19 protein-coding genes are annotated in these 24,493 nt (G+C 70.5%); 10 read left to right on the top strand and 9 right to left on the bottom strand.

Going from position 1 to position 24,493, the window contains the following annotated elements; translation table 11 throughout:
• Positions 1–86 precede the first annotated feature (86 nt).
• Complete coding sequence (locus ACH4YP_RS06565) at positions 87–1,661, top strand: DEAD/DEAH box helicase (RefSeq protein WP_361070244.1); 1,575 nt, start codon at positions 87–89, stop codon at positions 1,659–1,661.
• An 81-nt stretch (positions 1,662–1,742) separates the two neighbouring features.
• On the opposite strand, the gene ACH4YP_RS06570 is transcribed toward ACH4YP_RS06565, so the two are convergent.
• Both ACH4YP_RS06570 and ACH4YP_RS06575 read right to left on the bottom strand, forming a co-directional pair.
• Complete coding sequence (locus tag ACH4YP_RS06570; RefSeq protein WP_398489656.1) at positions 1,743–3,824, bottom strand: glycosyltransferase family 4 protein; 2,082 nt, start codon at positions 3,822–3,824, stop codon at positions 1,743–1,745.
• A gap of 184 nt (positions 3,825–4,008) precedes the next feature.
• On the bottom strand, positions 4,009–4,341 hold the full coding sequence (locus tag ACH4YP_RS06575) for an LAETG motif-containing sortase-dependent surface protein (protein WP_398489657.1): 333 nt from the start codon (positions 4,339–4,341) through the stop codon (positions 4,009–4,011).
• Between the two features lie 110 nt (positions 4,342–4,451).
• Here ACH4YP_RS06575 and ACH4YP_RS06580 point away from each other — a divergent pair, with 110 nt between their 5' ends.
• The 6 genes from ACH4YP_RS06580 to ACH4YP_RS06605 all read left to right on the top strand — a co-directional run bounded on the left by ACH4YP_RS06580 (position 4,452) and on the right by ACH4YP_RS06605 (position 13,096).
• A complete protein-coding gene (locus ACH4YP_RS06580; protein WP_361070253.1) occupies positions 4,452–4,793 on the top strand; it encodes a hypothetical protein in 342 nt (113 codons plus the stop codon).
• Between the two features lie 249 nt (positions 4,794–5,042).
• Entirely contained in the window at positions 5,043–6,314 is a 1,272-nt protein-coding gene (locus ACH4YP_RS06585; protein WP_361070255.1) for an Ig-like domain-containing protein, read from the top strand.
• A 159-nt stretch (positions 6,315–6,473) separates the two neighbouring features.
• A complete protein-coding gene (locus tag ACH4YP_RS06590; protein WP_398489658.1) occupies positions 6,474–7,952 on the top strand; it encodes an ABC transporter permease in 1,479 nt (492 codons plus the stop codon).
• Positions 7,953–8,028: 76 nt separating this feature from the next.
• Positions 8,029–8,712 carry an ABC transporter ATP-binding protein gene (locus ACH4YP_RS06595; protein WP_398489659.1) on the top strand — a complete coding sequence of 228 codons (684 nt, stop codon included), beginning with the start codon at positions 8,029–8,031 and terminating at the stop codon, positions 8,710–8,712.
• Positions 8,713–8,923: 211 nt separating this feature from the next.
• Positions 8,924–12,187 carry a S8 family peptidase gene (locus tag ACH4YP_RS06600; protein WP_398490022.1) on the top strand — a complete coding sequence of 1,088 codons (3,264 nt, stop codon included), beginning with the start codon at positions 8,924–8,926 and terminating at the stop codon, positions 12,185–12,187.
• A gap of 138 nt (positions 12,188–12,325) precedes the next feature.
• The gene (locus ACH4YP_RS06605) at positions 12,326–13,096 is read left to right on the top strand and encodes a group II truncated hemoglobin (RefSeq protein WP_398489660.1); all 771 of its coding nucleotides are present in this window, start codon (positions 12,326–12,328) and stop codon (positions 13,094–13,096) included.
• Positions 13,097–13,221: 125 nt separating this feature from the next.
• Here the strand turns inward: ACH4YP_RS06605 and ACH4YP_RS06610 are convergent, their stop codons facing one another.
• Positions 13,222–14,160: a helix-turn-helix domain-containing protein gene (locus tag ACH4YP_RS06610; protein ID WP_398489661.1), complete on the bottom strand. Its 939-nt coding sequence runs from the start codon at positions 14,158–14,160 to the stop codon at positions 13,222–13,224.
• Positions 14,161–14,334: 174 nt separating this feature from the next.
• On the opposite strand from ACH4YP_RS06610, the gene ACH4YP_RS06615 reads away from it, so the two are divergent.
• Positions 14,335–15,375 carry an NAD(P)-dependent alcohol dehydrogenase gene (locus ACH4YP_RS06615; protein ID WP_361071965.1) on the top strand — a complete coding sequence of 347 codons (1,041 nt, stop codon included), beginning with the start codon at positions 14,335–14,337 and terminating at the stop codon, positions 15,373–15,375.
• A 117-nt stretch (positions 15,376–15,492) separates the two neighbouring features.
• On the opposite strand, the gene ACH4YP_RS06620 is transcribed toward ACH4YP_RS06615, so the two are convergent.
• From ACH4YP_RS06620 to ACH4YP_RS06630, 3 genes are all read right to left on the bottom strand, one after another.
• Positions 15,493–16,605 (bottom strand): FecCD family ABC transporter permease, encoded by a 1,113-nt coding sequence (locus tag ACH4YP_RS06620; protein ID WP_398489663.1) that lies wholly within the window; start codon positions 16,603–16,605, stop codon positions 15,493–15,495.
• Positions 16,602–17,570, bottom strand: coding sequence for an iron ABC transporter permease (locus tag ACH4YP_RS06625; RefSeq protein ID WP_361071992.1), 969 nt, complete (start codon positions 17,568–17,570; stop codon positions 16,602–16,604). The genes ACH4YP_RS06620 and ACH4YP_RS06625 overlap by 4 nt, the downstream gene beginning before the upstream one ends.
• A gap of 90 nt (positions 17,571–17,660) precedes the next feature.
• A complete protein-coding gene (locus ACH4YP_RS06630) occupies positions 17,661–18,659 on the bottom strand; it encodes an ABC transporter substrate-binding protein (protein ID WP_398490024.1) in 999 nt (332 codons plus the stop codon).
• 178 nt (positions 18,660–18,837) lie between these two features.
• Between ACH4YP_RS06630 and ACH4YP_RS06635 the strand changes: the two genes are divergently transcribed.
• Positions 18,838–19,008: a hypothetical protein gene (locus tag ACH4YP_RS06635; protein ID WP_398489664.1), complete on the top strand. Its 171-nt coding sequence runs from the start codon at positions 18,838–18,840 to the stop codon at positions 19,006–19,008.
• On the opposite strand, the gene ACH4YP_RS06640 is transcribed toward ACH4YP_RS06635, so the two are convergent.
• Complete coding sequence (locus tag ACH4YP_RS06640; protein WP_398489665.1) at positions 19,005–20,603, bottom strand: protein kinase; 1,599 nt, start codon at positions 20,601–20,603, stop codon at positions 19,005–19,007. The two genes, ACH4YP_RS06635 and ACH4YP_RS06640, sit on opposite strands and share 4 nt — an antisense overlap.
• 538 nt (positions 20,604–21,141) lie before the next feature.
• On the opposite strand from ACH4YP_RS06640, the gene ACH4YP_RS06645 reads away from it, so the two are divergent.
• On the top strand, positions 21,142–22,329 hold the full coding sequence (locus ACH4YP_RS06645; RefSeq protein ID WP_398489666.1) for an FAD-dependent monooxygenase: 1,188 nt from the start codon (positions 21,142–21,144) through the stop codon (positions 22,327–22,329).
• A gap of 53 nt (positions 22,330–22,382) precedes the next feature.
• Here the strand turns inward: ACH4YP_RS06645 and ACH4YP_RS06650 are convergent, their stop codons facing one another.
• Together ACH4YP_RS06650 and ACH4YP_RS06655 are read right to left on the bottom strand one after the other, a co-directional pair.
• The gene (locus ACH4YP_RS06650; RefSeq protein ID WP_398489667.1) at positions 22,383–23,372 is read right to left on the bottom strand and encodes an LLM class flavin-dependent oxidoreductase; all 990 of its coding nucleotides are present in this window, start codon (positions 23,370–23,372) and stop codon (positions 22,383–22,385) included.
• Between the two features lie 166 nt (positions 23,373–23,538).
• The gene (locus ACH4YP_RS06655; RefSeq protein WP_398489668.1) at positions 23,539–24,474 is read right to left on the bottom strand and encodes an SDR family oxidoreductase; all 936 of its coding nucleotides are present in this window, start codon (positions 24,472–24,474) and stop codon (positions 23,539–23,541) included.
• Positions 24,475–24,493: the final 19 nt, after the last annotated feature.

Genomic DNA, 24,493 nt, shown 5'->3' on the forward strand with positions numbered 1-24,493 from the left:
TTCGGGTGCGGGCCCCGGCTTGTGCTGTCCGTGTGTCCTTGAACACGGAATACCCGTGAGGCCCAGGAAGGAATTCCAGATCCAGCATGACTCGATCCGAACGTCCTGAACGACCCGCCGGCCAACGCCCGGCGAATTCCCGGGGTTCCCGTGGCTCTCGTGGCACACGCGGCGGAGCCCCTGCGGCTTCCGCCAACGGCGGCGCAAGGAACGTACGCAAGAAGCCGTCCCAGCAGTCGACGGCGCCGCGGGAGTTCACCCTGCCGCAGACGCTGACGCCCGCGCTGCCCGCCGTCGAGTCCTTCGACGCGCTGGACATGCCGGCCGCGCTGACCAAGACCCTCACCGCGCAGGGGGTCATCGAGCCGTTCCCGATCCAGGGCGCGACGCTCCCCAACTCCCTCGCCGGGCGCGACATCCTCGGCCGTGGCCGCACCGGCTCGGGCAAGACCCTCGCCTTCGGCCTCGCACTGCTCGCCCGCACGGCCGGCCGGCGTGCCGAGCCCAAGGCGCCGCTCGCGCTCGTCCTCGTGCCCACGCGCGAGCTCGCGCAGCAGGTCACCGACGCGCTCACGCCGTACGCCACGGCCGTGAACCTGCGGCTCGCGACCGTCGTCGGCGGGCTCTCCATCGGCAAGCAGTCCGGTCTGCTGAGGCGCGGCGCCGAGGTGCTCGTGGCCACGCCCGGGCGCCTCAAGGACCTGATAGACCGGGGCGACTGCACCCTGGCGCAGGTCGGGATCACCGTCCTCGACGAGGCCGACCAGATGGCCGACATGGGGTTCATGCCCCAGGTCACGGCGCTGCTCAACCAGGTCGAGCCGGACGGCCAGCGCATGCTGTTCTCCGCGACGCTGGACAAGAACATCGACAAACTCGTACGGATGTTCCTCACGGACCCCGTCGTGCACTCCGTCGACCCCTCGGCGGGCGCGGTGACGACGATGGAGCACCACGTGCTGCACGTCGCCGACGAGACCGACAAGAAGGCCGTCGCGATGCGGATCGCCGCCCGCGACGGGCGCGTGATCCTCTTCGTCGACACCAAGCGCTCGGCCGACCGCTTCGCCAAGCGGCTGCTCGCCAACGGTGTGAAGGCCTCCGCGCTGCACGGCGGGCGCTCGCAGCCACAGCGGAACCGGACGCTCGACCAGTTCAAGACCGGGCTGGTGACCGCGCTCGTCGCCACGAACGTCGCGGCTCGCGGGATTCACGTCGACGATCTCGACCTCGTCGTGAACGTCGATCCGCCGGTCGACCACAAGGACTATCTCCACCGGGGCGGGCGCACCGCCCGCGCGGGGGAGTCCGGGAGCGTCGTCACGCTCGTCCTGCCCGAGCAGAAGCGGGAGATGACCCGGCTGATGGCCGACGCCGGGATCAGTCCGCGGACGGCTCGGATCAAGTCGAGCGACGAGGAGCTCGTACGGATCACGGGGGCTCGGGAGCCGTCCGGGGTTCCTGTCGTCATTCCTGTGCCGGAGCCGGTCGCCGCGCAGGCCCAGCCGAAGTCGCAGTCGCGGGCGCGGCGTGGTGGCGGCGGGCGTGGGGGCCCGGCCGCCGGTGCGCGGTCCGGGGCCGGCGCGGGTTCGCGGGGGCGCGGTGGTGCGGGTTCCTCGCGTGCGCGTGGAGGCCAGGGCGGCGGGCGTCGGTCCGCCTGACAGCTCGGCGCGGACTGCGGGTGAGTGGGAGCTTTTCGCGCCCGCTCGGCGGAGCCGCACGATGCCACAGCCCCGCGCCCCTCAAGGGGCGCTGATCGCCACGTCGTTGGTGATCGTGAAGAAGAAGCGGGCCTCTGTCGGAGCGCCCGACCGGGTGGGCAGGGTTGTGCTCGGGTGTTTGTCCGTGGCCTTGCGGTCGACGATGTCGCCGATGATCCGGCCGACGCGTACGGGCTCGTCGGCCGCGGCGGGGCGCAGGAAGAGGTCCCACAGAGGCTTGTCGGCGTCTGTGGGGCGGGGCAGGGACGTGATGTCCGCCCGGAACGTCCGTTCCCCCGTGAGCGTCGCCGGGGTTTCGAAGTCGTGGGGTCTCCCGTCGCGGGAGACGCCCAGCAGGGTCGCGCCCTCGCCGAGTACGGCCCCGTGGAGGGTGCCTTCCACGGTCAGGGAGCCGGTGTCCGTCCGCAGGGCGGTGGCCTCCGCGTGGGCCGGGCGGCGGAAGGTCCGCAGGGCGAGGTAGCCGTCCTTGGTCGCGTACGGAATCCACCAGGCGAAGGCCCGGTCCGGTGTGGACGGCGTGGGTCTCGCCGTGAGCAGGCCGCGCTGCTCGACGAGTCCTGCCTTGAGCCGACGGCGTGCGCCGTCCTCCGCGCGTTCGACATGCAGGTCCCAGCGGCCTTCCGCCAGGGTGACCTGGCGATGGGACAGGTTCGCCGTCCAGGGCGACTTCGGGTCGTCCGGGCGCTCCAGCGGGACGCGGGTCTCGTCGTCTCCGTGCCGGTGGCGCAGGACCAGCGTGAGGCTCTCGCCCGACACTCCCGCCGCGTTCACCGCGATCCGTACGCCACCGCTGGAGTCGGTCGTGCAGCGGGCCTTCGGGCGCAGCGCGCGTGGTCGGTCGTCCGCGGCCGGTGGGGCCGCCGGTGGCGCTTCCTCGGGGCGTGGGCGTGAGCCCTGGGGCAGCAGCCCGCCGAGCGCACGGCGCACCCGGCGCGTGACCTTCGTCGCCGTCGAGGTCCGGGCCTCGCGCAGTTCGCCGAACAGCCGCTCGTACTGGTCCGCGATCCGGCGGGGAGCGAACCGCTGCACGGTCTCCCTGGCGGCCTCGCCCATGACCCGGCGCTGGTCCGCGTCCTCGATCAGCTTCAGCAGCCCCGCCGCGAACGCGTCCGCGTCCCCCGGCGGTACGAGCAGTCCGTCGGAGCCGTCGGTGATGATCTCGCCGGGGCCGTGCGGACAGTCGGTGGCCACCACCGGGACGCCGGCGTGCATGGCCTCCAGGATCGTCATGCCGAAGGACTCCCAGTCCGAACTCACGGCGGCGACGGAGGCCTTGGCCCACTCGGTCTCCATCGTCGTGTGGGGTCCCATGAGGAAGACGTGGTCGTTGAGGCGGTGTGCGTCCACGGTGGCGCGCAGGGCCGCGCGCTCGGGGCCCTGGCCGTAGATCCGCAGCCGCCACTCCGGGCGTACGGCGACGACCTCGGCGAAGGCCTCGATGAGCAGGTCGTAGCGCTTGACCGGCATCAGGCGGCCCGCGGCGACCACCAACGGGGCCTGTACGTCCGATTGTTCGGCCTTCGGCCGGGGAGCCGCGTTCGGGATGTCGGTGATCCGTGTCCGCAGCCCGGGCAGACGGTCGCGGTGGTCGGCCGCGTCCTGCGCGGAGACGGTGACGAAGGCGTCCAGGTGCCGGAAGGCCTCGTTCTGCGCGGTGCGTACGTCCGGGACGTGGTTGTCGTACGACAGGTGCTCCTGTCCGACGCGCAGATAGCGGCGCGAGCCGTGCCGGGCCAGGAAGACCACCAGCGCCGGGCGGGTCGCGACGACGACGTCCGCGTCCGTACCGTCGAGGAAGCCGCGCAGCCGTTCGTCGGCCAGCTCGTTGTAGCGGTGGGCGAGGACCTCGGCGGGAGGTACGACCGCGGAGGGGCGTGCCATCAGCGGGTTCCCGCCGTCGTACGTCGGCGCGTCGGGGCGCTCGTCGACGAGCGGGACGAGACGGACCTTGCGGTTCACGCCGAGCAGGGGTCTCTCCTGGCTGCGGAAGACCGAGACGATCTCCACCTCGTGCCGCGCGGCCAGCGCACCGGCGAGGTTGAGCGTCGAACGCACCGTGCCGCCGATGGCATAGGCGTTGTGCAGCAGAAAGACGATCTTCACGTGGGCAACTCCCTGTTCACGCGGTACGGAGAAGCGACAGGGAGTGCGTGCGTGAACCCCACGGACTGTAAACGGGTCCGCCCCTCTCTCGCCGGTCTTCCTTCGAGGATGCCGCGAAATGGCTGAAAAGGGGGCGGACATCTCCGCGCCGGGCCATGCGGGCCCTCGGGCGGCAGCTGGACCTTCAGTACATGGTCGTACGTTCCCGGCGTACCGAATACACCACGAAGCCCGCGCCCAGGCCGAGGAGCAGGGTGCCGCCGACCACGTACGGGGTCGTGTCGAAGCTTCCCGTGTCGGCCAGTTGGGTGCGGACGGAGGTCGGGGCCGCGGCCTCCTCCTGGTCGGACGTCTCGGTCCTGTCCCCTGCCTTGGTCTGCAGGGTCGTGGTCGTCGCTGTCTGTGTTCTGTGCTCTGCCGTCCCGTCCCCGGTCGCATTGGCGGACGGGACGAACCACAGGGCGCCCAGCAGGGTCCCCGCGGCGGTGGCGGTCAGCAACGATCGACGTGCGGACACGGAATATCGATCCCCTTGTGACGCTGGCGAATTGGCCGTGTGGGGCGATGTTAGTGAAAGGTGCGGGTCACGGGAAAGTCACGGTGGTGATGAGCTTTACGCTCCGGGGTATGAGCACACCTGAGACATCACGTTTTGTACGGTTGCGCGTCGAATTGGTCGTCGAGGTCGACGACGAGGGCGCGCTCACCAAGGCGGCGCTGGGGCGCATCGCCGAGGACCCCGAGATCCCGGGCGACGAGCGGGCGCACGCCGAGAGCGCAGTGACGGAAGACACTGCCGAGGCCCTCGCGTACCTCGTCGACCCGTTCGACCTGGTCAGCGAGGTCGCCGGGGTCGAACTCGCGCAGGCCTCCTGGAGCACCGAGCGGATCGACTACGACCCCGATTCGCCGGAGTGGGACCTCGACGAGGATGATGAGGCCGGAGACGAGGAAGAAGTGGTCGGCTGAGGCGGCTTGGGAGAATCGTGACCCCGGGCGGCAACCGCCACCCGGGGTTTTGTCGTCTCAAGGGGCGCAGTGACCGACACCCGCACCAGTCGTAACAGCCGCACCGGTCGAATCGAGAACGATCCGACGTGGGCTGAAACCGATCGACGTGGTGTGCCCCACACCTGTGACGGGTGTGGAACGGGACGAACCGGTCGTAGCGTTTAAAGGTGTTACGGGGACTCTCGGGGTTTTGGGGATTCGGCAACGATGGAGAAGCGTGTGATGACGGACAGTAAGCGGCGCAAGGGCCTCACGGTCGCGTCCGCACTGCTCGGCGGGGTGCTGGTGCTCTCTGCGTGCAGCGGAGGCGGCGGCGACGACCCCAAGGGCGAGAGCGGGGGTGACGGCTCCTCGCAGTCCAAGGTCGACGAGGCGGCGGCCGAGAAGTCCTCCGAGGCCCAGATCAAGATCACACCCAAGGACGGCTCCGACAACGCCTCCATCAACAGCGCCGCGGCCGTGACTGTGACCAAGGGCACGCTGACCGACGTGACCCTGAAGACTGCGGCCGGCGCGGCTGTCACGGGTGAGATATCCGCTGACAAGAAGAGCTGGAAGCCCAGCGCCCAGCTGGAGCGCGCCACCGCCTACAAGATCGCCGCGACGGCCAAGGACTCCGACGGCCGCGCCGCCCACGAGAACGCGTCGTTCACGACGGTCTCGCCGGCCAACAGCTTCATCGGCAACTTCACGCCCGAGGACGGTTCCACCGTCGGCGTCGGCATGCCGGTCTCGATCAACTTCGACAAGGCCATCACCAACAAGGCCGACGTGCAGAAGGGGATCACCGTCTCCTCCAGCAGCGGCCAGGAGGTCGTCGGCCACTGGTTCAACGCCAACCGGCTCGACTTCCGCCCCGAGGAGTACTGGAAGGGCAACTCGACCGTCACGCTGAAGCTGAACCTCGACGGCGTCGAGGGCGCGAACGGCGTCTACGGCGTGCAGCAGAAGACGGTCAGCTTCAAGATCGGCCGCAACCAGGTCTCGATCGTCGACGCGCAGACCAAGACCATGAAGGTCACGCAGGACGGCAAGACCATCCGGACGATCCCGATCTCCGCCGGTTCGCCCGAGAACAAGACGTACCAGGGCCAGATGGTGATCTCCGAGAAGTTCAAGGAGACCCGGATGAACGGCGCGACCGTGGGCTTCACGGACGACGACGGCAAGGGCGAGTACGACATCAAGGACGTCCCGAACGCGATGCGTCTGTCGAACTCCGGCACCTTCATCCACGGCAACTACTGGGGCGCCAAGTCCATCTTCGGCAGCGTCAACACCAGCCACGGCTGCGTCGGCCTGTCGGACACGAAGGGCGCCAACGACCCGAACACGCCGGGCGGCTGGTTCTTCAGCAACTCGATCGTCGGTGACGTCGTGGACGTGCGGAACACCGGTGACAAGACCATCGCCCCGGACAACGGCCTCAACGGCTGGAACCTGGACTGGGCGGCGTGGAAGGCCGGTTCGGCCGTCTGACCCGAACGCAACTCCCGTCCCGAGGGCGGTTGTCCGTACGACTCGTACGGGCAACCGCCCTCGGCGTTCTCACAGGGTTCCGCGGCGGCGCACAGTGTTCTCATCCTTCTCTTATGCGGGCCTTATCCCGCCATCACGCGGTGTCCCTAGCTTTCGGCCATGTTCTTCACCTACCTGAGGCGCGAACTGCGCCGCCGCAGAAAGGCGGCGCTCGTCGTCGCCTCCGGACTCGCCCTGGGCATCGCCCTGGTCATCGTGGTCAGTTCCGTGTCGTCCGGCATGGAGAAGGCGCAGGGCAAGGTCCTCCAGTCGCTGTACGGGCTGGGCACGGACATGACGGTCACCAAGGCGGCCCAGGCACAGTCGGGCACGGGCGAGCGCCCGCGCTTCCAGTTCGACGCCCGGGGCAGCGACTCCGACGAAGAACAGAGCAGTGACCGCGTCATGGTGCAGGGCTTCCAGACCCTGGCCACGAGCACGGTCTCCAAGGTCGGCGCACAGAAGGGTGTCTCGGACGTCGTCGGAGGCCTCAGCCTTCAAGTCGTCAAGGTCAGCGGCCAGTTCCGCCAGGGCCAGTTCCAGCAGGACCAGCAGAACGGCGGCGGCAACCAGCAGGGTGGCCGGCCCGGCGCCCAGCAGTCCCCCGAGGGCCGGGTCGAGGGCGGCGGCGCCGACTTCGACGTCAACAACTACTCCGTCTACGGCACGGACGTCACCAAGCCCGCGCTCGGCCCGCTGACCTCCTCGAAGATCATCAGCGGCCGGACCTTCAAGTCCTCCGAGACCAACGCCAAGGTCGTCGTCGCCGACAAGTCGTACGCCAAGGAGAAGAAGCTCGTCCTCGGTGACACGGTCACCATCAAGAGCGTCAAGTACAAGGTCATCGGCATCGCGACACCCGACAGCGGGGACGCGGCGGCCAACCTCTACATCCCGCTCAAGCAGGCGCAGACGCTCAGCGACTCCAAGAACAAGGTCACCACGATCTACGTCAAGGCGTCCGACTCGCAGCAGATCAGCGCGGTCAAGTCGACCATCCAGAAGAACATCTCGGGTACGACCGTCACGACCTCCGCCGATCTCGCCGACACGGTCTCCGGCTCGCTGTCGACCGCTTCCGACCTCGCCTCGAACGTCGGCAAGTGGCTGTCGATCGCGGTGCTCGTGGCCGCGTTCCTGGTCGCGGGGCTGCTCACCTCCTCGGCCGTCTCCCGCCGCGTGAGGGAGTTCGGCACCCTCAAGGCGCTCGGCTGGAAGTCCGGCCGCGTCACCCGGCAGGTCGTCGGCGAGGCCGTCGTCAACGGCCTGGTCGGCGGCGCCCTCGGTATCGCGCTCGGCCTCGGCGGCGCCTCTGTCGTCACCGCGATCAGCCCGACGCTCCAGGCCGAGGTCGGCTCCACGGGCGGGGCGCTCGGCGGCCCCGGCGGCGGTGGTGGCCCGGGCGGCGGCGGCATGGGCGGACCCGCCCGTGAGACCGCGTCCAAGGCTCTCGACGTGGCGCTCACCGCGCCCGTCGCCCTCAGCACGATCGCCCTCGCGGTCGGCCTCGCCGTCACCGGCGGCCTGGTAGCGGGCGCCTTCGGCGGCTGGCGTGCCTCCCGGCTGCGGCCCGCGGACGCCCTGCGCCGCGTCGAATAGCCGGCCGCCTCGGGCGCCCGCCCGGCCGCACGTCGCGGCGGGCGCCAACCCCCTTACGTATCCCAGGAGTTGCAGCATGTACGAACTCAGAGGCGTCACCAAGCGCTACAAGCGGGGCAAGGAGTCCGTCGACGCGCTCGCCGGGGTCGACCTGACCATCGGGGACGGTGACCGGCTGGTCATCCAGGGCCCCACCGGCGGCGGCAAGTCCACCCTGTTGCAGATGCTCGGCGGACTCGACCGGCCCACCGCCGGAAGCGTCGAACTCGACGGTACGGATCTCGCCAGACTGTCCGAGACCAAACTCACCAAGGTGCGCGCCGAAAACATCGGCTTCGTCTTCCAGAGCTTCAATCTCATTCCCACACTCACCGCCCAGGAGAACGTGGAGACCGCCCTCGTACCCCTGAAGCTGAAGGTCAGGGAACGCCGTGAACGGGCCGCGGCGGCACTGGAGTCCGTGGGGCTCGCAGAGCGGCTCGGGCATCTGCCGGCCGAACTCTCCGGCGGTCAGCAGCAGCGGGTCGCCATCGCCCGAGCCCTGGTCAAGCAGCCGAAGGTGCTCCTCGCCGACGAACCGACCGGAAACCTCGACGAGTCCATGCGCGACGAGATCATGGACGTACTCGAAACCATGTGGAAGGAACACGGGCTCACTTTCATCATGGTTACGCACGATTCGGCGATCGCGAAAAAGGCCCCCCGGGTCGCCACGATTCGCAAGGGAAAGATCACCGTGAAGGAAAACGCGAACTCTTAACAGCCGCCTCACTATTGAGCACCTGTTCACCCCCCGGCATACTGAGTATTCCGGGGGGTTACGCGCGAGCATGCGTACGAGACGTCCCCCGGCCGGATGAACGGGGATTCATCCCGGACCTGCATCTCCAGGGGGAGACTTGCGCAGACAAGTGAAAAGAGCGTGCGTGGCCACGATCGCCGCGGCGGCAGCCGTGGCCCTGGCGGCGGGCATGACCAGCCCGGCGTCGGCGGAGGCCAGGACCGCGGCCGCCGACTCGGCCGTGCCGACCACGCCCAAGCACCGCGTCACCCTGATCACCGGCGACCGTGTGGTCGTCGACGCCAAGGGCCGCGTCGTCGGCCTGGAGCGCGCCAAGGGCCGCGAGGGGATACCCGTCCAGGTCCGCACGGCCGGCGGGCACACGCTCGTCGTGCCGGCCGACGCCGCGCGGCTGATCGCCTCCGGCAAGCTCGACCAGCGGCTCTTCGACGTCACCGAGCTGAACAAGTCGGCCAACCGCAAGGCCCAGAAGCAGGGCCTCAAGCTGATCGTCGGCTACCGCGGCGCGGCCGCGGCGGCGAAGGCCGACGTCCGTGACGCCGGTGACACCAAGGTCCGCCGGACCCTCAAGTCGCTGAACGCGGACGCGGTGCTGACTCCGAAGGCCGACGCGACCGACCTCTGGTCCGCGGTCACCGACTCGCAGGGCGGCAACGCGCGGACCGCGTCCGGCATCGCCCATGTGTGGCTCGACGGCGTCCGCAAGGCCAGCCTCGACAAGTCCGTCAAGCAGATCGGCGCCGACAAGGCCTGGGCCGCCGGGTTCGACGGCAAGGGCGTCAAGATCGCCGTCCTCGACACGGGTGTCGACACGACCCACCCGGACCTCAAGGACCAGGTCGTCGCCGAGAAGAACTTCTCCACCGCCCCCGACGCGACCGACAAGTACGGCCACGGCACGCACGTCGCGTCCATCGCGGCCGGCACGGGCGCCAAGTCCGCGGGCAAGTACAAGGGCGTCGCGCCGGGTGCCCGACTGCTCAACGGCAAGGTCCTCGACGACAACGGCTTCGGCGACGACTCCGGCATCCTCGCAGGCATGGACTGGGCGGCCGAACAGGGTGCCGACGTCGTGAACCTCAGCCTGGGCGGCGGCGACACCCCCGAGGTGGACCCGCTGGAGGCCCAGGTCAACAAGTTGTCCAAGGAGAAGGGCATCCTGTTCGCGATAGCCGCCGGCAACTCCGGCGAGTTCGGCGAGCAGACGGTCGGCTCCCCGGGCAGCGCGGCGGCCGCGCTCACCGTCGGCGCGGTGGACGACAGCGACAAGCTGGCCCCGTTCTCCAGCACCGGACCTGGCCTCGACGGCGCCATCAAGCCCGACGTGACCGCACCCGGCGTGGACACCACCGCCGCCTCGGCCAAGGGCAGCCTCATCGCCCAGGAGGTCGGCGAGAAGCCCGCCGGCTACGTCACCATCTCGGGTACGTCGATGGCGACCCCGCATGTCGCGGGCGCCGCCGCGATCCTCAAGCAGCAGCACCCGGACTGGACGTACACCGAGCTCAAGGCCGCGCTGACCGGCTCCACCAAGGGCGGCAAGTACACGCCGTTCCAGCAGGGTTCGGGCCGCATCCAGGTCGACAAGGCCATCAAGCAGACCGTGATCGCCGACCCGTCGTCCGTGAGCTTCGGCATCCAGCAGTGGCCGCACACCGATGACACCCCGGTCACCGACAAGGTCACGTACAAGAACCTCGGGACGACCGACGTCACGCTGAGTCTCGCGGTGACGGCCACCGACCCGAAGGGCCAGGCCGCTCCGGCCGGCTTCTTCACCCTCGGCGCCAAGACGCTGACCGTCCCGGCGGGCGGCACGGCCTCCGCCGACCTCACGGTCAACACCAAGCTGGGCGGCACGCTCGACGGCGGCTACTCCGCGTACGTGACCGCGACCGGCGGCGGCCAGAGCGTCCGCACGGCGGCGGCGGTGCAGCGGGAGGTCGAGTCGTACGACGTCACGCTCAAGTTCATCGACCGTGACGGCAACCCGGCCAAGTACTACGACACCAGCCTGACCGGTGTCTCCGGTCTGGCCACGGACAAGAGGTACTCGCCCTACGACGAGTCCGGCACCGTCAAGGTCCGTGCCCCCAAGGGTGGTTACATCCTCGACTCGTCGCTCTACGTCGACCCGGAGGACTCCACCAAGGGCATCGACTGGGTGGCCCAGCCGAAGCTGAACATCACCAAGAACACCACGATCACGGTGGACGCGCGGACCGCGAAGCCGGTGGACATCACCGTGCCCGACACGGCCGTCAAGTCGGAGTTCGCGATGCCGGACTACATGGTGGAAGTGGGCAACAACGCCTACGGGTACGTCTGGTGGCTGGACTCGTACGCCAACTTCCGTACCGCGCACGCCGGTCCGGAGATCACCGACGGTTCGCTGTTCCAGCAGTGGGGCGGTCACTGGGCCAAGCCCGGTGAGGAGTACAACACCGTCGCGGGCGGCAAGGTGAAGAAGCTCGCCACCGGCTACACCAAGCACTACAAGGCGAGCGAACTGGCCACCCTGAAGGTCGGCCTGGGCGCCTCGACGAGCGGCAAGAAGGGCGCGGTCAACACCACCGGCTGGCTGCCCGGAAGCTTCAGCGCCTCCTCGATCGGTGTCCCGCAGAACCTGCCCAGCACGCGGAAGATCCACGTGTCCACCGCGAACGGCGTGAAGTGGGAACAGGACTTCCAGCAGGAGGGCGGGCTCGACCCGGACGGCTTCCCGATCATCGAGGCCTATTACACGCTCGGCAGCGCCCAGACCTTCAAGGCGGGCAAGAGCTACGAGAAGATCTACAACACGGCGGTCTTCGGTCCGCGCGTCGGCTCCGGTTACGGCATCCAGCGCGAGGGCAACGAGATCTACGGCTACGTGCCGCTGTTCGCCGACGGCAAGACCCACGCCGGCTCCTCGCTCTTCTCATCGGTCACCACGACGCTCTACCGCAACGGCACCAAGGTCGGCTCGAACGCGGACCCGCTGTTCGGCGAGGGAGTCTTCAAGGTCCCGGCCGGCGACGCCTCGTACAAGCTGACCACCTCGGTCAAGCGGAGCGTCAAGGTCGCGGCGGCCTCCACCCGTATCGACGCGAGCTGGACCTTCCGCTCCAAGAAGGTCACCAGCGCCGCGCTGCCCACCTCCTCCGTCCGCTTCAACGCGGCCGTCGGACTGGACAGCAAGGTCCCGGCCGGCAAGAAGGTCTCCGTCCCGGTGACCGTCCAGGGCTCGGCCGCCGGCAAGAACCTCAAGTCGCTGTCGGTGTACGTGTCGTACGACTACGGCAAGACCTGGAAGAAGGTCACCGTCAAGAACGGCAAGATCGGCGTGACGAACCCGGCCAAGGGCAAGGGCATCTCGTTCCACGCGAAGATCACCGACAAGAAGAACAACAAGTCGACGATCTCGATCTACAACGCGTACTACGGGAAGTGAGCCGGCGGGGTCGGCCTCCGGGCCGATCCGCTGGGTTGATCCTCATGGGGTCGGTCCTGTGGTTCGCTGAACGCTGACTGATGCGGACGGCCCGACGGAAGCGCAGCTTCCGCGGGCCGTCCGTGTTTGTGTGGGGGCATGACAGCGCACACCGTTGAGTACATCCGGTACCGCATTCCCGAGCAGCAGTCGGCGGGGTTCCTCGCCGCCTACACCCGGGCCGCCGCCCAGCTCGCCGCGGCCCCGCAGTGCGTCGACTACGAACTGGCGCGCTGCGAGGAGGACTTCGAGCACTTCGTGCTCCGCGTCACCTGGACCTCCACCGAGGACCACGTCGAGGGCTTCCGCGAGTCCGAGCTCTTCGACGACTTCCTCGCCGAGATCCGGCCCTACATCAGCTCCATCGAGGAGATGCGGCACTACAAACCGACGACGGTACGGGGTACGGGGGCGTCCGTGCCGACGCTGTACGTCTGGGCGGGGGGCGCCGAGGCCTTCGACCGGCTCACCGAGGTCTTCTACGACAAGGTCCTCAAGGACGACGTCCTGGCGCCGGTCTTCGAGGGCCTCGCTCCCGAGCACGCGTCCCATGTCGCGCTGTGGCTCGGGGAGGTGTTCGGGGGGCCGGCCGGGTACTCCGAGACGCAGGGCGGGCACGGGCACATGGTCGCGAAGCATCTCGGGAAGGGGATCACCGAGGTGCAGCGGCGGCGGTGGGTGAACCTTCTCCAGGACGCGGCGGACGACGCGGGGCTTCCTTCCGACGCCGAGTTCCGCTCCGCGTTCGTGGCGTACGCGGAGTGGGGGACTCGGCTTGCCGTCCACTTCTCCGGCCCCGACGCGGTGCCTCCGGCGGAGCAGCCGGTTCCGAAGTGGACGTGGGGATCGGCTCCGCCGTATCAGGGGTGACGTCGCCTGGGCCGGGAGTTCCTCGCCCCCGCCGCCCCTACCCGTCTCGGGGGCCAGCCCCCGAACCCCCGCTCCTCAAACGCCGGAGGGGCTGAATTTCAGTGGGTGTCGGCCCTCCAGGGGGACTACGCCCGCGGCGTCGACGCGCCCGCGCGGGTTGCGTCCGTGCCCCAGCTGGCCAGGAGGCGTAGGGCCTCGGCGGAGGGGGAACCCGGCTCGGCGTGATACGTGGCCAGCGACTGTTCGTCGTCGTCGATGAGCCGGAAGGACTCGAAGGAGAGGGTCAGCTCGCCGACGAGCGGATGGTGCAGCCGCTTGACGCCATGGCTCTTCTCCTTGACGTCGTGCGTCGCCCAGAGCCGACGGAACTCCTCGCTCTTCACGGAGAGCTCGCCCACCAGCGCGGACAGACGCGGATCGTCAGGGTGGCAGCCCGCGTCCATCCGCAGAAAGCTCACCATGTCGGACGCCTTCTGCTCCCAATCCACGAACAGCTCGCGGTACTCGGGCCTGAGAAACACCATCCGCGCCCAGTTCCGCTCCTGCGGCGGCACCTCCGACCAGTCGCCGAAGACGGCCGCGGCCATCCGGTTCCAGACGAGGATCTCCGACCGCCGCCCCACGACATACGCGGGCACACTGTCGAACGTGTCGATCAGCTCCCGCAGAGCGACCCGCACCTGCTGCGGCCGGACCGACGGCTTCCTCTTGTGCTGCTTCGGCTTCGCGAGATGTGTGAGATGCGCGTGCTCGGCCCCCGTCAGCCGCAGAGCGCGCGCGATCGAGTCGAGCACCTCCGCGGACACGTTCCGCCCGTTGCCCTGCTCAAGGCGGGTGTAGTACGCCACGGACACCCCGGCCAGCTGCGCCAGCTCCTCGCGGCGCAGCCCGGGCACCCGGCGATGCCGCCCGAAGTCCGGCAGCCCCACGTCCTCGGGCTTCAGCCGGGCCCTGCGCGTGCGCAGGAACTCGCTGAGCTCGGCACGCCGGTCCAGCGGCCGGCTAGGCTCTCGCGCCGCCTGTCCCGACCGCCCCGCGGACTCCTGAGAGGGCTGTTCATCCATACGTCCAGTATTCACGGTCGTACGCATACGAGCCTGCCCCCGTCAGTAGTAGGACCAGTGGACGTACGCAAAGCCGTGGTCTGGGTGACTGCGGGGGAGGAGGAGCAGACTGGGGGCTGCGCCCGGCCGGAAGGCAGGCCGGGCGCAGCCCCCCTCCTGAGGAGAACCCCCGGCATGACCACTGTCGCCGCATACGCCGCTCCCGCCGCCAAGGCTCCGCTGGAGCGCACGACCATCGAGCGTCGCCCGGTCGGCGAGCACGACGTTCTGATCGAGATCAAGTTCGCCGGCATCTGTCACTCCGACATCCACCAGGCCCGTGAGGGCTGGGGAGAGGCCATCTTCCCGATGGTCCCCGGCCACGAGATCGCCGGCATCGTCACCGAGGTCGGCTCCGGCGTCGCCAAGTTCGCGGTCGGCGACCGCGTGGGCGTGGGCTGCATGGTCGACTCCTGCCGTGAGTGCGAGAACTGCGAGGCGGGCCTGGAGCAGTACTGCACCCAGGGCAACGTCGGCACGTACAACGCCGTCGGCAAGGACGGCGAGGTCACCTACGGCGGCTACTCGACCCACATCGTGGTCGACGAGGCCTTCACCGTCCGTATCCCCGAGGGCCTGGCCCTCGACGAGGCCGCGCCGCTGCTGTGTGCCGGCATCACCACGTACTCCCCGCTCAAGCACTGGAACGCCGGTCCCGGCAAGAAGGTCGCCGTCCTCGGTATGGGCGGTCTCGGCCACATGGGCGTCAAGATCGCGCACGCGCTCGGTGCCGAGGTGACCGTTCTCTCGCAGTCGCTGCGCAAGAAGGACGACGGGCTGAAGCTGGGCGCCGACCACTACTACGCGACCAGCGACCCGGAGACCTTCAAGGAACTTCGCGGTTCCTTCGACCTGATCCTTTCGACGGTGTCCGCCCCGCTGAACCTCGACACCTTCCTGTCCCTCCTCAAGACGGACGGCGCCTTCGTGAACGTGGGCGCGCCCGAGGAGCCGGTCTCCCTCAACCTCTTCTCGGTGATCGGCGGCCGCAAGACCCTTGCCGGATCCGGGATCGGTGGCATCCAGGAGACCCAGGAAATGCTGGACTTCTGCGCCGAGCACGGGTTCGGCGCGGAGATCGAGCTGATCAGCGCGGGCGAGATCAACGAGGCGTACGAGCGGGTGCTGAACAGCGATGTGCGGTACCGGTTCGTGATCGACACCGCGACGATCTAGCTCCGCTGGGGTGCGCGTACTTGGTGCGGGTTCGCTGTAGCTGGACGCGCCCACGCGGCGTAGCCGCACAATGTCGCAGCCCCGCGCCCCTAAAGGACGGGGCTGCGCCCCTGTCTCCTAGAGCGCACGGTTGCGGCCCTTTCCGCCGGCCAGCAGCCATAGCAAGTACGGGCCGCCCACCAAGGCCGTGAGTGCCCCCACTGGGATTTCCAGTGGGGGCATCAGCGTGCGGGCCGCCAGGTCGGCTGTGACGAGTACGACCGCTCCTGTCAACGCCGAGGTCGCCAGCGGTAGTTGGGGTGTGCGGGTCAGGCGGCGGGCCAGTTGGGGGGCCGTGAGGGCGACGAAGCCGATCGGGCCCGCCGCTCCCGTGGCGGTCGCCGCGAGGATCACGCCCAGGACGGTCAGGGCGAGCTGGGTCCGGTGTACGCGGACGCCCAGCGCGGCGGCCGTGTCCGGGTCCAGGCCGAGCGGCCGCAGGGCCCTGTTCGCCCACACCAGGGCGGGCAGGGAGAGGAGAAGCACCCAGGCGAGGGGGCCCGCCTGTTCCCAGCCGCGCCCGTTGAGGCTGCCGGTCAGCCACAGCTTGACCTGCTCGGCCGCGCCCAGCTCGCTCTCCGTGAGATACAGCTGGACGACCGCGGAGAGGGCCACCCCGATACCGACCCCGGTCAGCACGAACCGGCTGGGCTGCATGCCGTGCCGCCAGGCCAGTACGTACACGAGGGCCGCGGCCCCCAGGCCGCCCGCGACGGAGACCACCGGGAGCGCGCCGGGGGAGGCGACCGTACCCGTGGTGAGTGCCAGGACGGTGGCGGCGGCCGCCCCGTGGCCGACGCCGATGACGTCCGGGCTGGCCAGCGGATTGCGCGTCACAGTCTGCACGAGTGCCCCGGAGACCCCGTACGCGGCGCCGACCAGCGCGCCGAGCACGATCCGCGGGACCCGCAGCTCCCCGACGATCAGGTCGTACGGGCCGCTGTGGCCGCGCAGGACCCGCCAGACCTCGCCCGGCGACACGTACGCCTGCCCGACGCACGCCGAGAGCACCATGACGCCGGCCAGGAGCAGCAGCAGTACGGCGACCACCACCGCCGAGCGACGGTGCAGGAGCAGGGAGAAGGAGCGGCGGCGGAGTACGGAGAGGCCTGCCGAGTGGGGATAGGCGGGGCCGAGGGATTGCACTGGGGGTGTCGCCCGCTCGGACGGGCGCGGGGATGCCGTCGTCACGAGGCCGCTCCCTTTCTGCGTACGAGCACGACCAGTACCGGCACGCCCACGAGTGCCGTCATCACCCCGGCCGGTACCTCCGCGGGAGCGCGGGCCACCCGTCCCGCGACGTCCGCCGCGAGCAGCAGGGCCGCGCCGAGCAGGGCGGAGAGCGGCAGGGTCCAGCGGTGGCCGCCCGCGACGAGGCGGCGGGCCAGGTGCGGTACGGCGAGCCCGATGAAGGCGATCGGTCCGGCGGCGGCCACCGCGGCGGCGGTCAGGACGGTCGCGCCGAGCGCCGCGCAGACCCGTACGAGCTGGACCTTGTGCCCCAGCGCACGCGCGGTGTCGTCGCCGAGGGCGAGCGCGTCCAGGCCGCGTGCGCAGCCGAGCACCAGCAGCGCGCCCACCACGAGGAAGGGCAGCAGCTGCCCGACCGTCCCCGCGTCGCGCCCGCTGAGCGCGCCCACCTGCCAGAACCTGAACTGGTCCAGCGTCGCCGAACTCGACGTCAGGACCACGGTGGTGGCCCCGCCGACCATCGCGGACAGCGCGGTCCCGGCGAGCGCGAGTTTGACCGGCGAGGCGCCGCCCCGGCCGCGCGAGGCGACGGCGTACACCAGGCAGGCGGCGACGACGGCGCCCACGAAGGCGAACCAGACGTAGCCGCCGAAGCCGTTCGCCAGTCCGCCCGTGATCGCGAACACGACCCCCGCCGCGGCACCCTGGCTCAGCCCGAGGATTCCGGGGTCGGCCAGCGGATTGCGGGTGACGGCCTGCAGCGCCGCCCCCGCGACGCCGAGCGCGGCCCCCGCGGTGAGCCCGACGGCGGTCCGGGGCAGCCGCAGCGACCGTACGGCCAGCGCGTCCCGTGAGCCGCCGCCGTGCAGCAGCGCGTCGAGCACGGCGGACAGCGGCACCTGCCGGGTGCCGACGGCGAGGCTGAGGGCCACCGCGACGAGGGTGAGGAGGAGGGCGACCAGCAGCCAGGAGGCGCGTACGGAGGTCCGGGAGGTGCGTACGGAGGTGCCGGAGGTGCGTGCGGTCGCGGTGCGGGTGGTCACGTGCTCGTGGACCTACTCGGCGAGTGAATCGGTGAGCTGCTTCACGACCAACTGCGCTGCCGTGGGGCCCGCGTTGAGGTACCAGGGGTCGTCGTCGACCTTGACGGCGTGCCCGGCCCCGACGGCCTTCATCGACTTCCAGAGGGGCCCGGCGAGGACGCTCCCGGCGTCGGTCCTGTCCTGCGCGCCCTGCACGGAGTAGAAGATCCAGTCGCCGTCCGCCACATCGATGCTCTCGGCGCCGATGTCCTCCGAAATGGCGTTGAACTGCTGGGACTTGGGCCGTCCGAGCCCCATGTCGACGGCGATCGAACCGGTGAAGGAGGAGACGCCGAACATCCGAGTCCGGTCGGGCGTGAACCGCAGCATGGACACGGCGGTGTTCTTCCCGTCGACCTTCGTGCCCGCCGCGGCGGCGTCGTCCGCGTGCTCGTCGAGGACCTTCTTCGCCTGGTCACCCTTGCCGACGGCGTCGCCGACGAGCAGCAGGTCCCGCTTCCAGTTGATGCCGTTGCCCGCGGTGATCACGGTCGGGGCGATCTTCGACAGCTTGGGGTAGAGGTCACCGAGCGAGTCGTTGGCGAGGATGAGGTCGGGCTTGGCGGTGGCCAGCGTTTCGAGGTTGGGCGCGGCCCGGGTCCCCGCGTCGGTCATCTTCGCGAGCTGCTTCTTGTACCGGGGGAAGGCGTCGGCGAGGTAGCCAGGTACGAGTCCGGCGTTGTCGGCGCGGGTGGTCGCGGCCGGTACGACTCCCAGGGTGAGCAGGTCGTCCAGCTGCCCGGTGCTGAGCACGGCCATCCGCTTCGGCGCGGCCCCGATCTCCGTCCTGCCCTTGAAGTGGCCGACGGTACGGGGGAACTCGCCGTCGGCCGCCTTCGTACCCATGCCGTCGGCGAGGGCGCTGGGGGCGGCGGAGGGGCCCTTGGAGGCGCCGGCGACGAGGTTGCGGTCGCTCTTGCCGCCGCCGCTCTCGCTGCTCCCGCCGCCCTCCGACGACGCGCATCCGGCCATCAGTCCGCCGACCACGGACACGGCCAGGACGGCTCTCAACCCCGATGTGCGCACGACTCGCTCCGATTTTTCGATCTATAAGGCAAGGCTTACCTTATCCCGCTTTCCGGAGTGGCTTCTTCCGGGGCTGCGCACGCGTCACGGGGGCGCCTGGCGTGGAAGGGAGGGGGTGCGCACGATGACCGTCGAGCTGAACCGCACGATCGTCGCCGCCGTAGGTGACATCGGCGGCGGCTCGGCCGGCCCGGTCGGCTGTTGGTCAGCGACTGTTGGCCAATGGCTGTTGGCCAATGACTGTTGGCCAACGGGCGTTGACTATCGGCTGCAACGGCCGTTGACGGTCGGCTAGTGGACGGTTTTCGCCGCCCACAGCACCGCGTCGCCGGACTTGATCACGACGTTGCCGTCGGCCTGGATGACCATGACCGCGCCCGGGTGGCCGAACGTCTGCGAGGCCCACACGGGTTCCCCGGCGCTGTTGAGGACGACCAGATTGCCGTCGTCCTGGAAGCGGGCGGTGTTGCCGGCGCCGGACGTCATGGCGGCCCAGAGCGGGCGGTCCTTCGCATCGGTGATCACGAGGTTGCCGTCCTGCTGCATGACGAGTTTCGTCCTGGTGGTCCGCACGGACTCTCCGACGCCCAGGTCGTACACGGCTTCCAGCACCTTGCGTACCGGGTTCACCGGCTTCACCGGCTTCGTGGCCCCGGCCGACGCCGAGGGCCGTGTCTTCGCGCCCGCCGAGGAGCCGTCCGACGCATCGGAACCGGAACCGGAGCCGCTCATACCGGCGTACGCGGCGACCGAGACGGCGGCCACGGCGACGGCGGCAACCGCGGCGACGGCGACGACCAGCCAGAGGGGGCGCCGGCGTCTTTCGGGCGTGCCGGGGACGGCCAGGACGGTGCTGTCCTGCGTCTGCCCGGCGACCGGGTGCCCGGGACCGGGACCGGGAGCCATGAAGGGCTGGGTCTGCTGGTCGTGCCGGGGGAGGGGATGTGAGCCGGGCCGCAGGTCGGGCGGGAGATCGGGCCGCGGGTCGACGAGGGTGTGCGTCGGCTGCTCGTGCGCCGTCAGTTCCGCGGCGAGGGCTGGAGGGCGGACGTCCGGCCAGTGGCCGGTACGGGCGCCGATCGCCTCCAGCCGTTTGCCCAGCTCCGCCGCGGTCGGGCGGTCGCCCGGGGCCTTGGCCAGGCACGAGGCGAGTACGGGGACCAGGGTCGGCGGAACGCCCTGGAGGTCGGGCGCCTCGTGGACGGCCCGGTAGACCAGGGCGGCCATGGCCACGTTCTCCTGCGGGCGCGCGAACGGGCCGTGGCCGGTGGCGGCGTACACCAGGACCGCGGCCAGCGAGAACACGTCGGCGGGCTCGGCCGGCACGCCACCGACGGCCTGGTCCGGCGCGAGAAAGCCGGGCGAACCGAGAACTCCGCCCACCTGGGTGTGCCGGGGGTCGTCGGCGGCCCGCGCGATACCGAAGTCGATCAGCCGCGGTCGGTCGCGTGCCAGCAGGACGTTGCCCGGCTTGACGTCCCGGTGCGTGAGGTCGGCCTGGTGCACCGACTGGAGCGCGCCGCACAGTTCGGCGGCGAGCGAGAGGACCGCGGCCTCCGGCAGCGGGCCGTGCCGCGCGACCCATTCGTCGAGCGACGGCGCCGGTACGTACTCGGTGGCCAGCCACTGCGGACGCTGACCCGCGGCGCTGTAGTCGACGACGGTCACGGTCCACGGCGAGCGCACCCGGTCGCTGTTGCGTATCTCGCGCGCGAACCGCTCCTCGAACCCCGGATCACTGCTGAGATCCTCACGGATCGTCTTCAGCGCCAGCAGACGCCCGGACGGCGTACGGGACAGGAACACCTGCCCCATGCCTCCCGCTCCGAGCCGGCTCAACAGCGGGTAGCCGCCGATGGACGACGGATCCGAAGGCTGAAGGTTCTTCATGAAAGCTGCACTCCGGGGATCGGCCTCGCCGCTCCAACAACGCGTCGCGGCCTGGTAGTTGAATCGAGCAGCAGCGTAGTTGGCGGCGCGCGCGGAGGTGGACCGAGTGCGCGTGTCGGGCCGGGTCTGTGCCGCGTTTGTGCCGAGCCTGTGGCGTGGCGTGGCGTGGCGGGTCGGGGCTGGCGTCCGGCACGGCCTGGGCTGGGGGCGGCCCACGATGCCCACGACCGGTGCGGAAAGGTGGAGCACCTCCGCGGCGAGGGCCAGTTCGGCACGGGCGGGCTCGGTGAAGGGGGCCGTGGCGATCGTGGCCCGCATATCCAGCGCGGCCACCGCCTGTCTGATCCGCTCCGGTACCGCGGTTCCTGTCACAGGCGTCGAGCGCAGGGGCCTCAACATGGGCCGAAATGCCCCGTACAGCCGTGGAGTTGTGTTCGATAGCCTGCGCGGGCCGACGGCCGGGCGCTTTGGATGCCTGGGTGCGTGATCGTGCCGATGTGAGGTCGTGGCGGTTGAGCGGTCGTCATGGGGGCGTGGCATGCGTGCGGTCGTCGTGGGAGCGGGTATCGGGGGACTGGCGGCGACCTTGAGCCTGCGCCGGGCCGGTCATGAGGTCACGCTGGTCGAGCAGGCGGCGCGGTTCACCGAGATCGGTGCCGGGATCCAGCTCGCGCCCAACGCCACGCGTCTGCTGCGCCGGCTGGACCTCCTCGACGCGGTCGCCGCACAGGCCGCCCACCCCTCCCACATGAGCTTCCGCACCTGGTCCGACGGGGCCGAGATCTGCCGTTACGCGCTGGGGCGTACGGCCGAGGACGCGTTCGGGGCGCCCTACCTGCTGCTCCACCGGGCCGATCTGCACCAGGCGTTGGCCGGCGCGGTGCCGCCCTCGTCGGTGCGCCTGAACACCGTTGTCGTGGGCATCGACCAGGACGACGAGTCGGCCTCCGTGACGACGGCGAACGGCGAGCGCCTGCGGGCGGACCTGGTCGTGGCCGCGGACGGGATACGGTCGGCCGCCCGTCAGTGGCTCTTCGGCGCGGACGAGGCGGTCTTCTCCGGGACCGCCGCCTACCGGGCGCTGCTCCCGGCCGACGAGGTGGCCGATCTGGACCTGCCCGACCTCGGCATCTGGCTCGGTCCGGGCCGGCACTTCGTCCACTACTGGGTGCGTCGCGGGGAACTGCTCAACGTCGTGGCCGTCGTCACGGCGGACACGGCCACGGACGAGGCGATGGAGTCGTGGACCGCCCGGGCGGAACCGGGCGAGCAGCTGCGCGAGTTCGACGGCTGGGACTCCCGGGTGCTCGACGTCCTCGAACGCGCGGGGCAGATGCTCCGCTACGGCATCCATACGCGGGTGCCGCTCGCGCGGTGGAACATCGGCCGGGTGACACTGCTGGGCGACAGCGCCCACGCGATGGTCCCGTTCCAGGCGCAGGGCGCGGCACAGGCGATCATGGACGCGGCCGTACTCGGCGACGCCCTCACGGGCGCGACGCCGGCCGAGGTACCCGACGCGCTCGACCGTTACGTACGCCGGCGCCTGGCCACCGCCACGACCATGCAGGCCGACTCCGCCCGGACGGGCGACGACTTCCACCTGCCGGACGGCCCCGAGGCCCAGGAACGGAACGCCCGCATGTCGGCGTACGCGACCGAGCACGTCTTCCTGCCCCAGGCGACGGGGTGGGCGGTGGACGTCCTTGAGGACCGGAGCCCTTGAGGACCGGCGCCGCTGACGACCGACGCCCTTGACGAGCGGGCGTCGTCGTCGGGTCAGGCCGTCGGCGTCGGCGTCATGACGTGCTGTTTGACGAGTTCGTACGACCGCAGCCGGTCGGCCAGGGAGTAGACGGGTGTTACGAGCATGAGTTCGTCCGCGCCTGTCAGGTCCACCAGGTTCGTCAGCCGCTTCGCGACCGTCTCGGGTGACCCCTGTGCCTGGTGGGCGCCGAAGCCTGCCAGGGCCCGCGTCTCCTCCTCGGTGAACGAGTGGGCCGCGGCCTCCTCGGGAGTGGGGAAGGGGATGCCTCCCTGTCCCTTGAGAAGTCCGACCTTGATGATGTCCATCGGGCCGACGAGCCGGGCCGCCTCCTCGTCCGTCTCCGCGCACACCGTTTCCACGCAGACCAGCACGCGCGGGCTCTGGCACCAGCGGGACGGGGAGAAGTGCTCGCGGTAGTGGGCGAGCGCGGCCAGGGTGTTGTCGGGGCGGATGTGATGGGCGAAGGCGATCGGCAGTCCGAGTTCCGCGGCGAGCGCGGCACCGGCCGTGCTTGAGGACAGCAGCCATGGCTCCGGGAGCGGGTCCAGCCCGACCTCGTCCACCAGGAGACGCAGTGTCGACGACACGTCGTCGCGGTACTCGTCGTCCGTCGTCGGACCGGCCCCGCGGCGCAGGGCCCGCGCCGTCGAATCGTCGAACGTTCCCGGGCCCCGGCCGATGCCCAGGTCGATCCGGCCCCCGTGCAGCGCGGCCAGCGTGCCGAACTGCTCGGCCAGCATGATCGGGGCGTGGTTCGGAGCGAGAACACCCCCGGAGCCGAGACGGACGGACGCCGTCAACGCGGCCGCGTGGGCGGTCAGTACGACGGGCGGGAACGCTCCGATGGCCGGGGAGTGGTGATGCTCGGCGTACCAGAGCCGCAGATAACCGAGGTCCTCGACGCGGCGGGCGAACTCGGTGGTGTCTCGCAACGTGTCCTCGGCCGGAGTGCCCGTCTGGACCATGGCCACTTCGAGCGCACTGAGCGGAACGGTGATCATTCGGTCAGTATAGAAATCGTCGTGGAGATCGTCCGCTGCCTCCAACTCCCCCTGTACGTACGGTGGATCGGCCGCCGGAGCCGACTGTCGGCGGGGCCGGCCGGTGCCGGCGGTCGGACGTGCCCTCGGGGTCGTACGGTGCCCGCGGGTCGTACGGTGCCCGCGGTCAGACGGGCGGGGCGGCGAAGTAGTGGCCCTTGTCGAGGTCGTCGAGGAGCCCGGGCCCGGTCGGCTGCCACCCCAGCAGTTCGCGGGTGTGAGTGCTGGAGACGGGGCTGTCCATGGCGAGGAAGGCGGCCAGCCAGGTGAAGTGCCCGGCCGCGTCGTCCGGGGAGACCGAGGCCACGGGCAGACCGAGGTGCCGTCCGATCACCTCGGCGACGGCACGTATCGGCACGCCCTGCTCCGCGGTCGCGTGCAGCGTGGAACCGGCCGGGGCGCTCTCCAGAGCCAGGCGGAAGAGGTGCGCGGCGTCGGACCGGTGCACGGCGGGCCAGCGGTTGGCGCCGTCGCCGATGTAGCCCGAGACGCCCTTCTCGCGGGCGACGGCCACCACTGTGGCCATGAAGCCGTGGTCCCCGTCGCCGTGCACGGTCGGAGGAAGCCGTACGACGGACGAGCGGACGCCGCGGTCCGCGAGGGCGGCCGTGGCGTGTGCGTTGGCCAGCCGCTTGAGCGGGCCGGCGGCCCAGTGGCCGCCTGTCGGGGCGGACGTCCGACCGTCCTGCTCGGTGGCTACCTGCCCCGGCGCCAGCCCGAGCGTCCCGGACGCGATGAGGAAGGGGCGGTCGGAGCCGGCGAGCGTCTCGCCGAACGTGTCGATGGCACGCCGGTCCGCGTCGGCGGCGGCCTCGAAGCCGCCGCTGAACGCGATGTCGTGCTTGAAGGCGAGGTGGACCACGCCGTCGGACTCGGCTGCCGCGTCGCGCAGGGTGTCGAGATCGTCGATCGTGCCGCGGCGCACCTCGGCGCCGGCCTCGGCGAGAGCGGCGGCCGAGGCGTCCGAGCGGGCGAGCCCGACGACCTGGTGGCCGGCGCCGATGAGCTCCGGAACAACGGCTGAACCGATCCAGCCGGACGCGCCGGTGACGAACACACGCATGAGGAGAACCTCCGGGTTG

Source organism: Streptomyces sp. NPDC020747 (assembly GCF_044334695.1).
Taxonomy (GTDB): domain Bacteria; phylum Actinomycetota; class Actinomycetes; order Streptomycetales; family Streptomycetaceae; genus Streptomyces.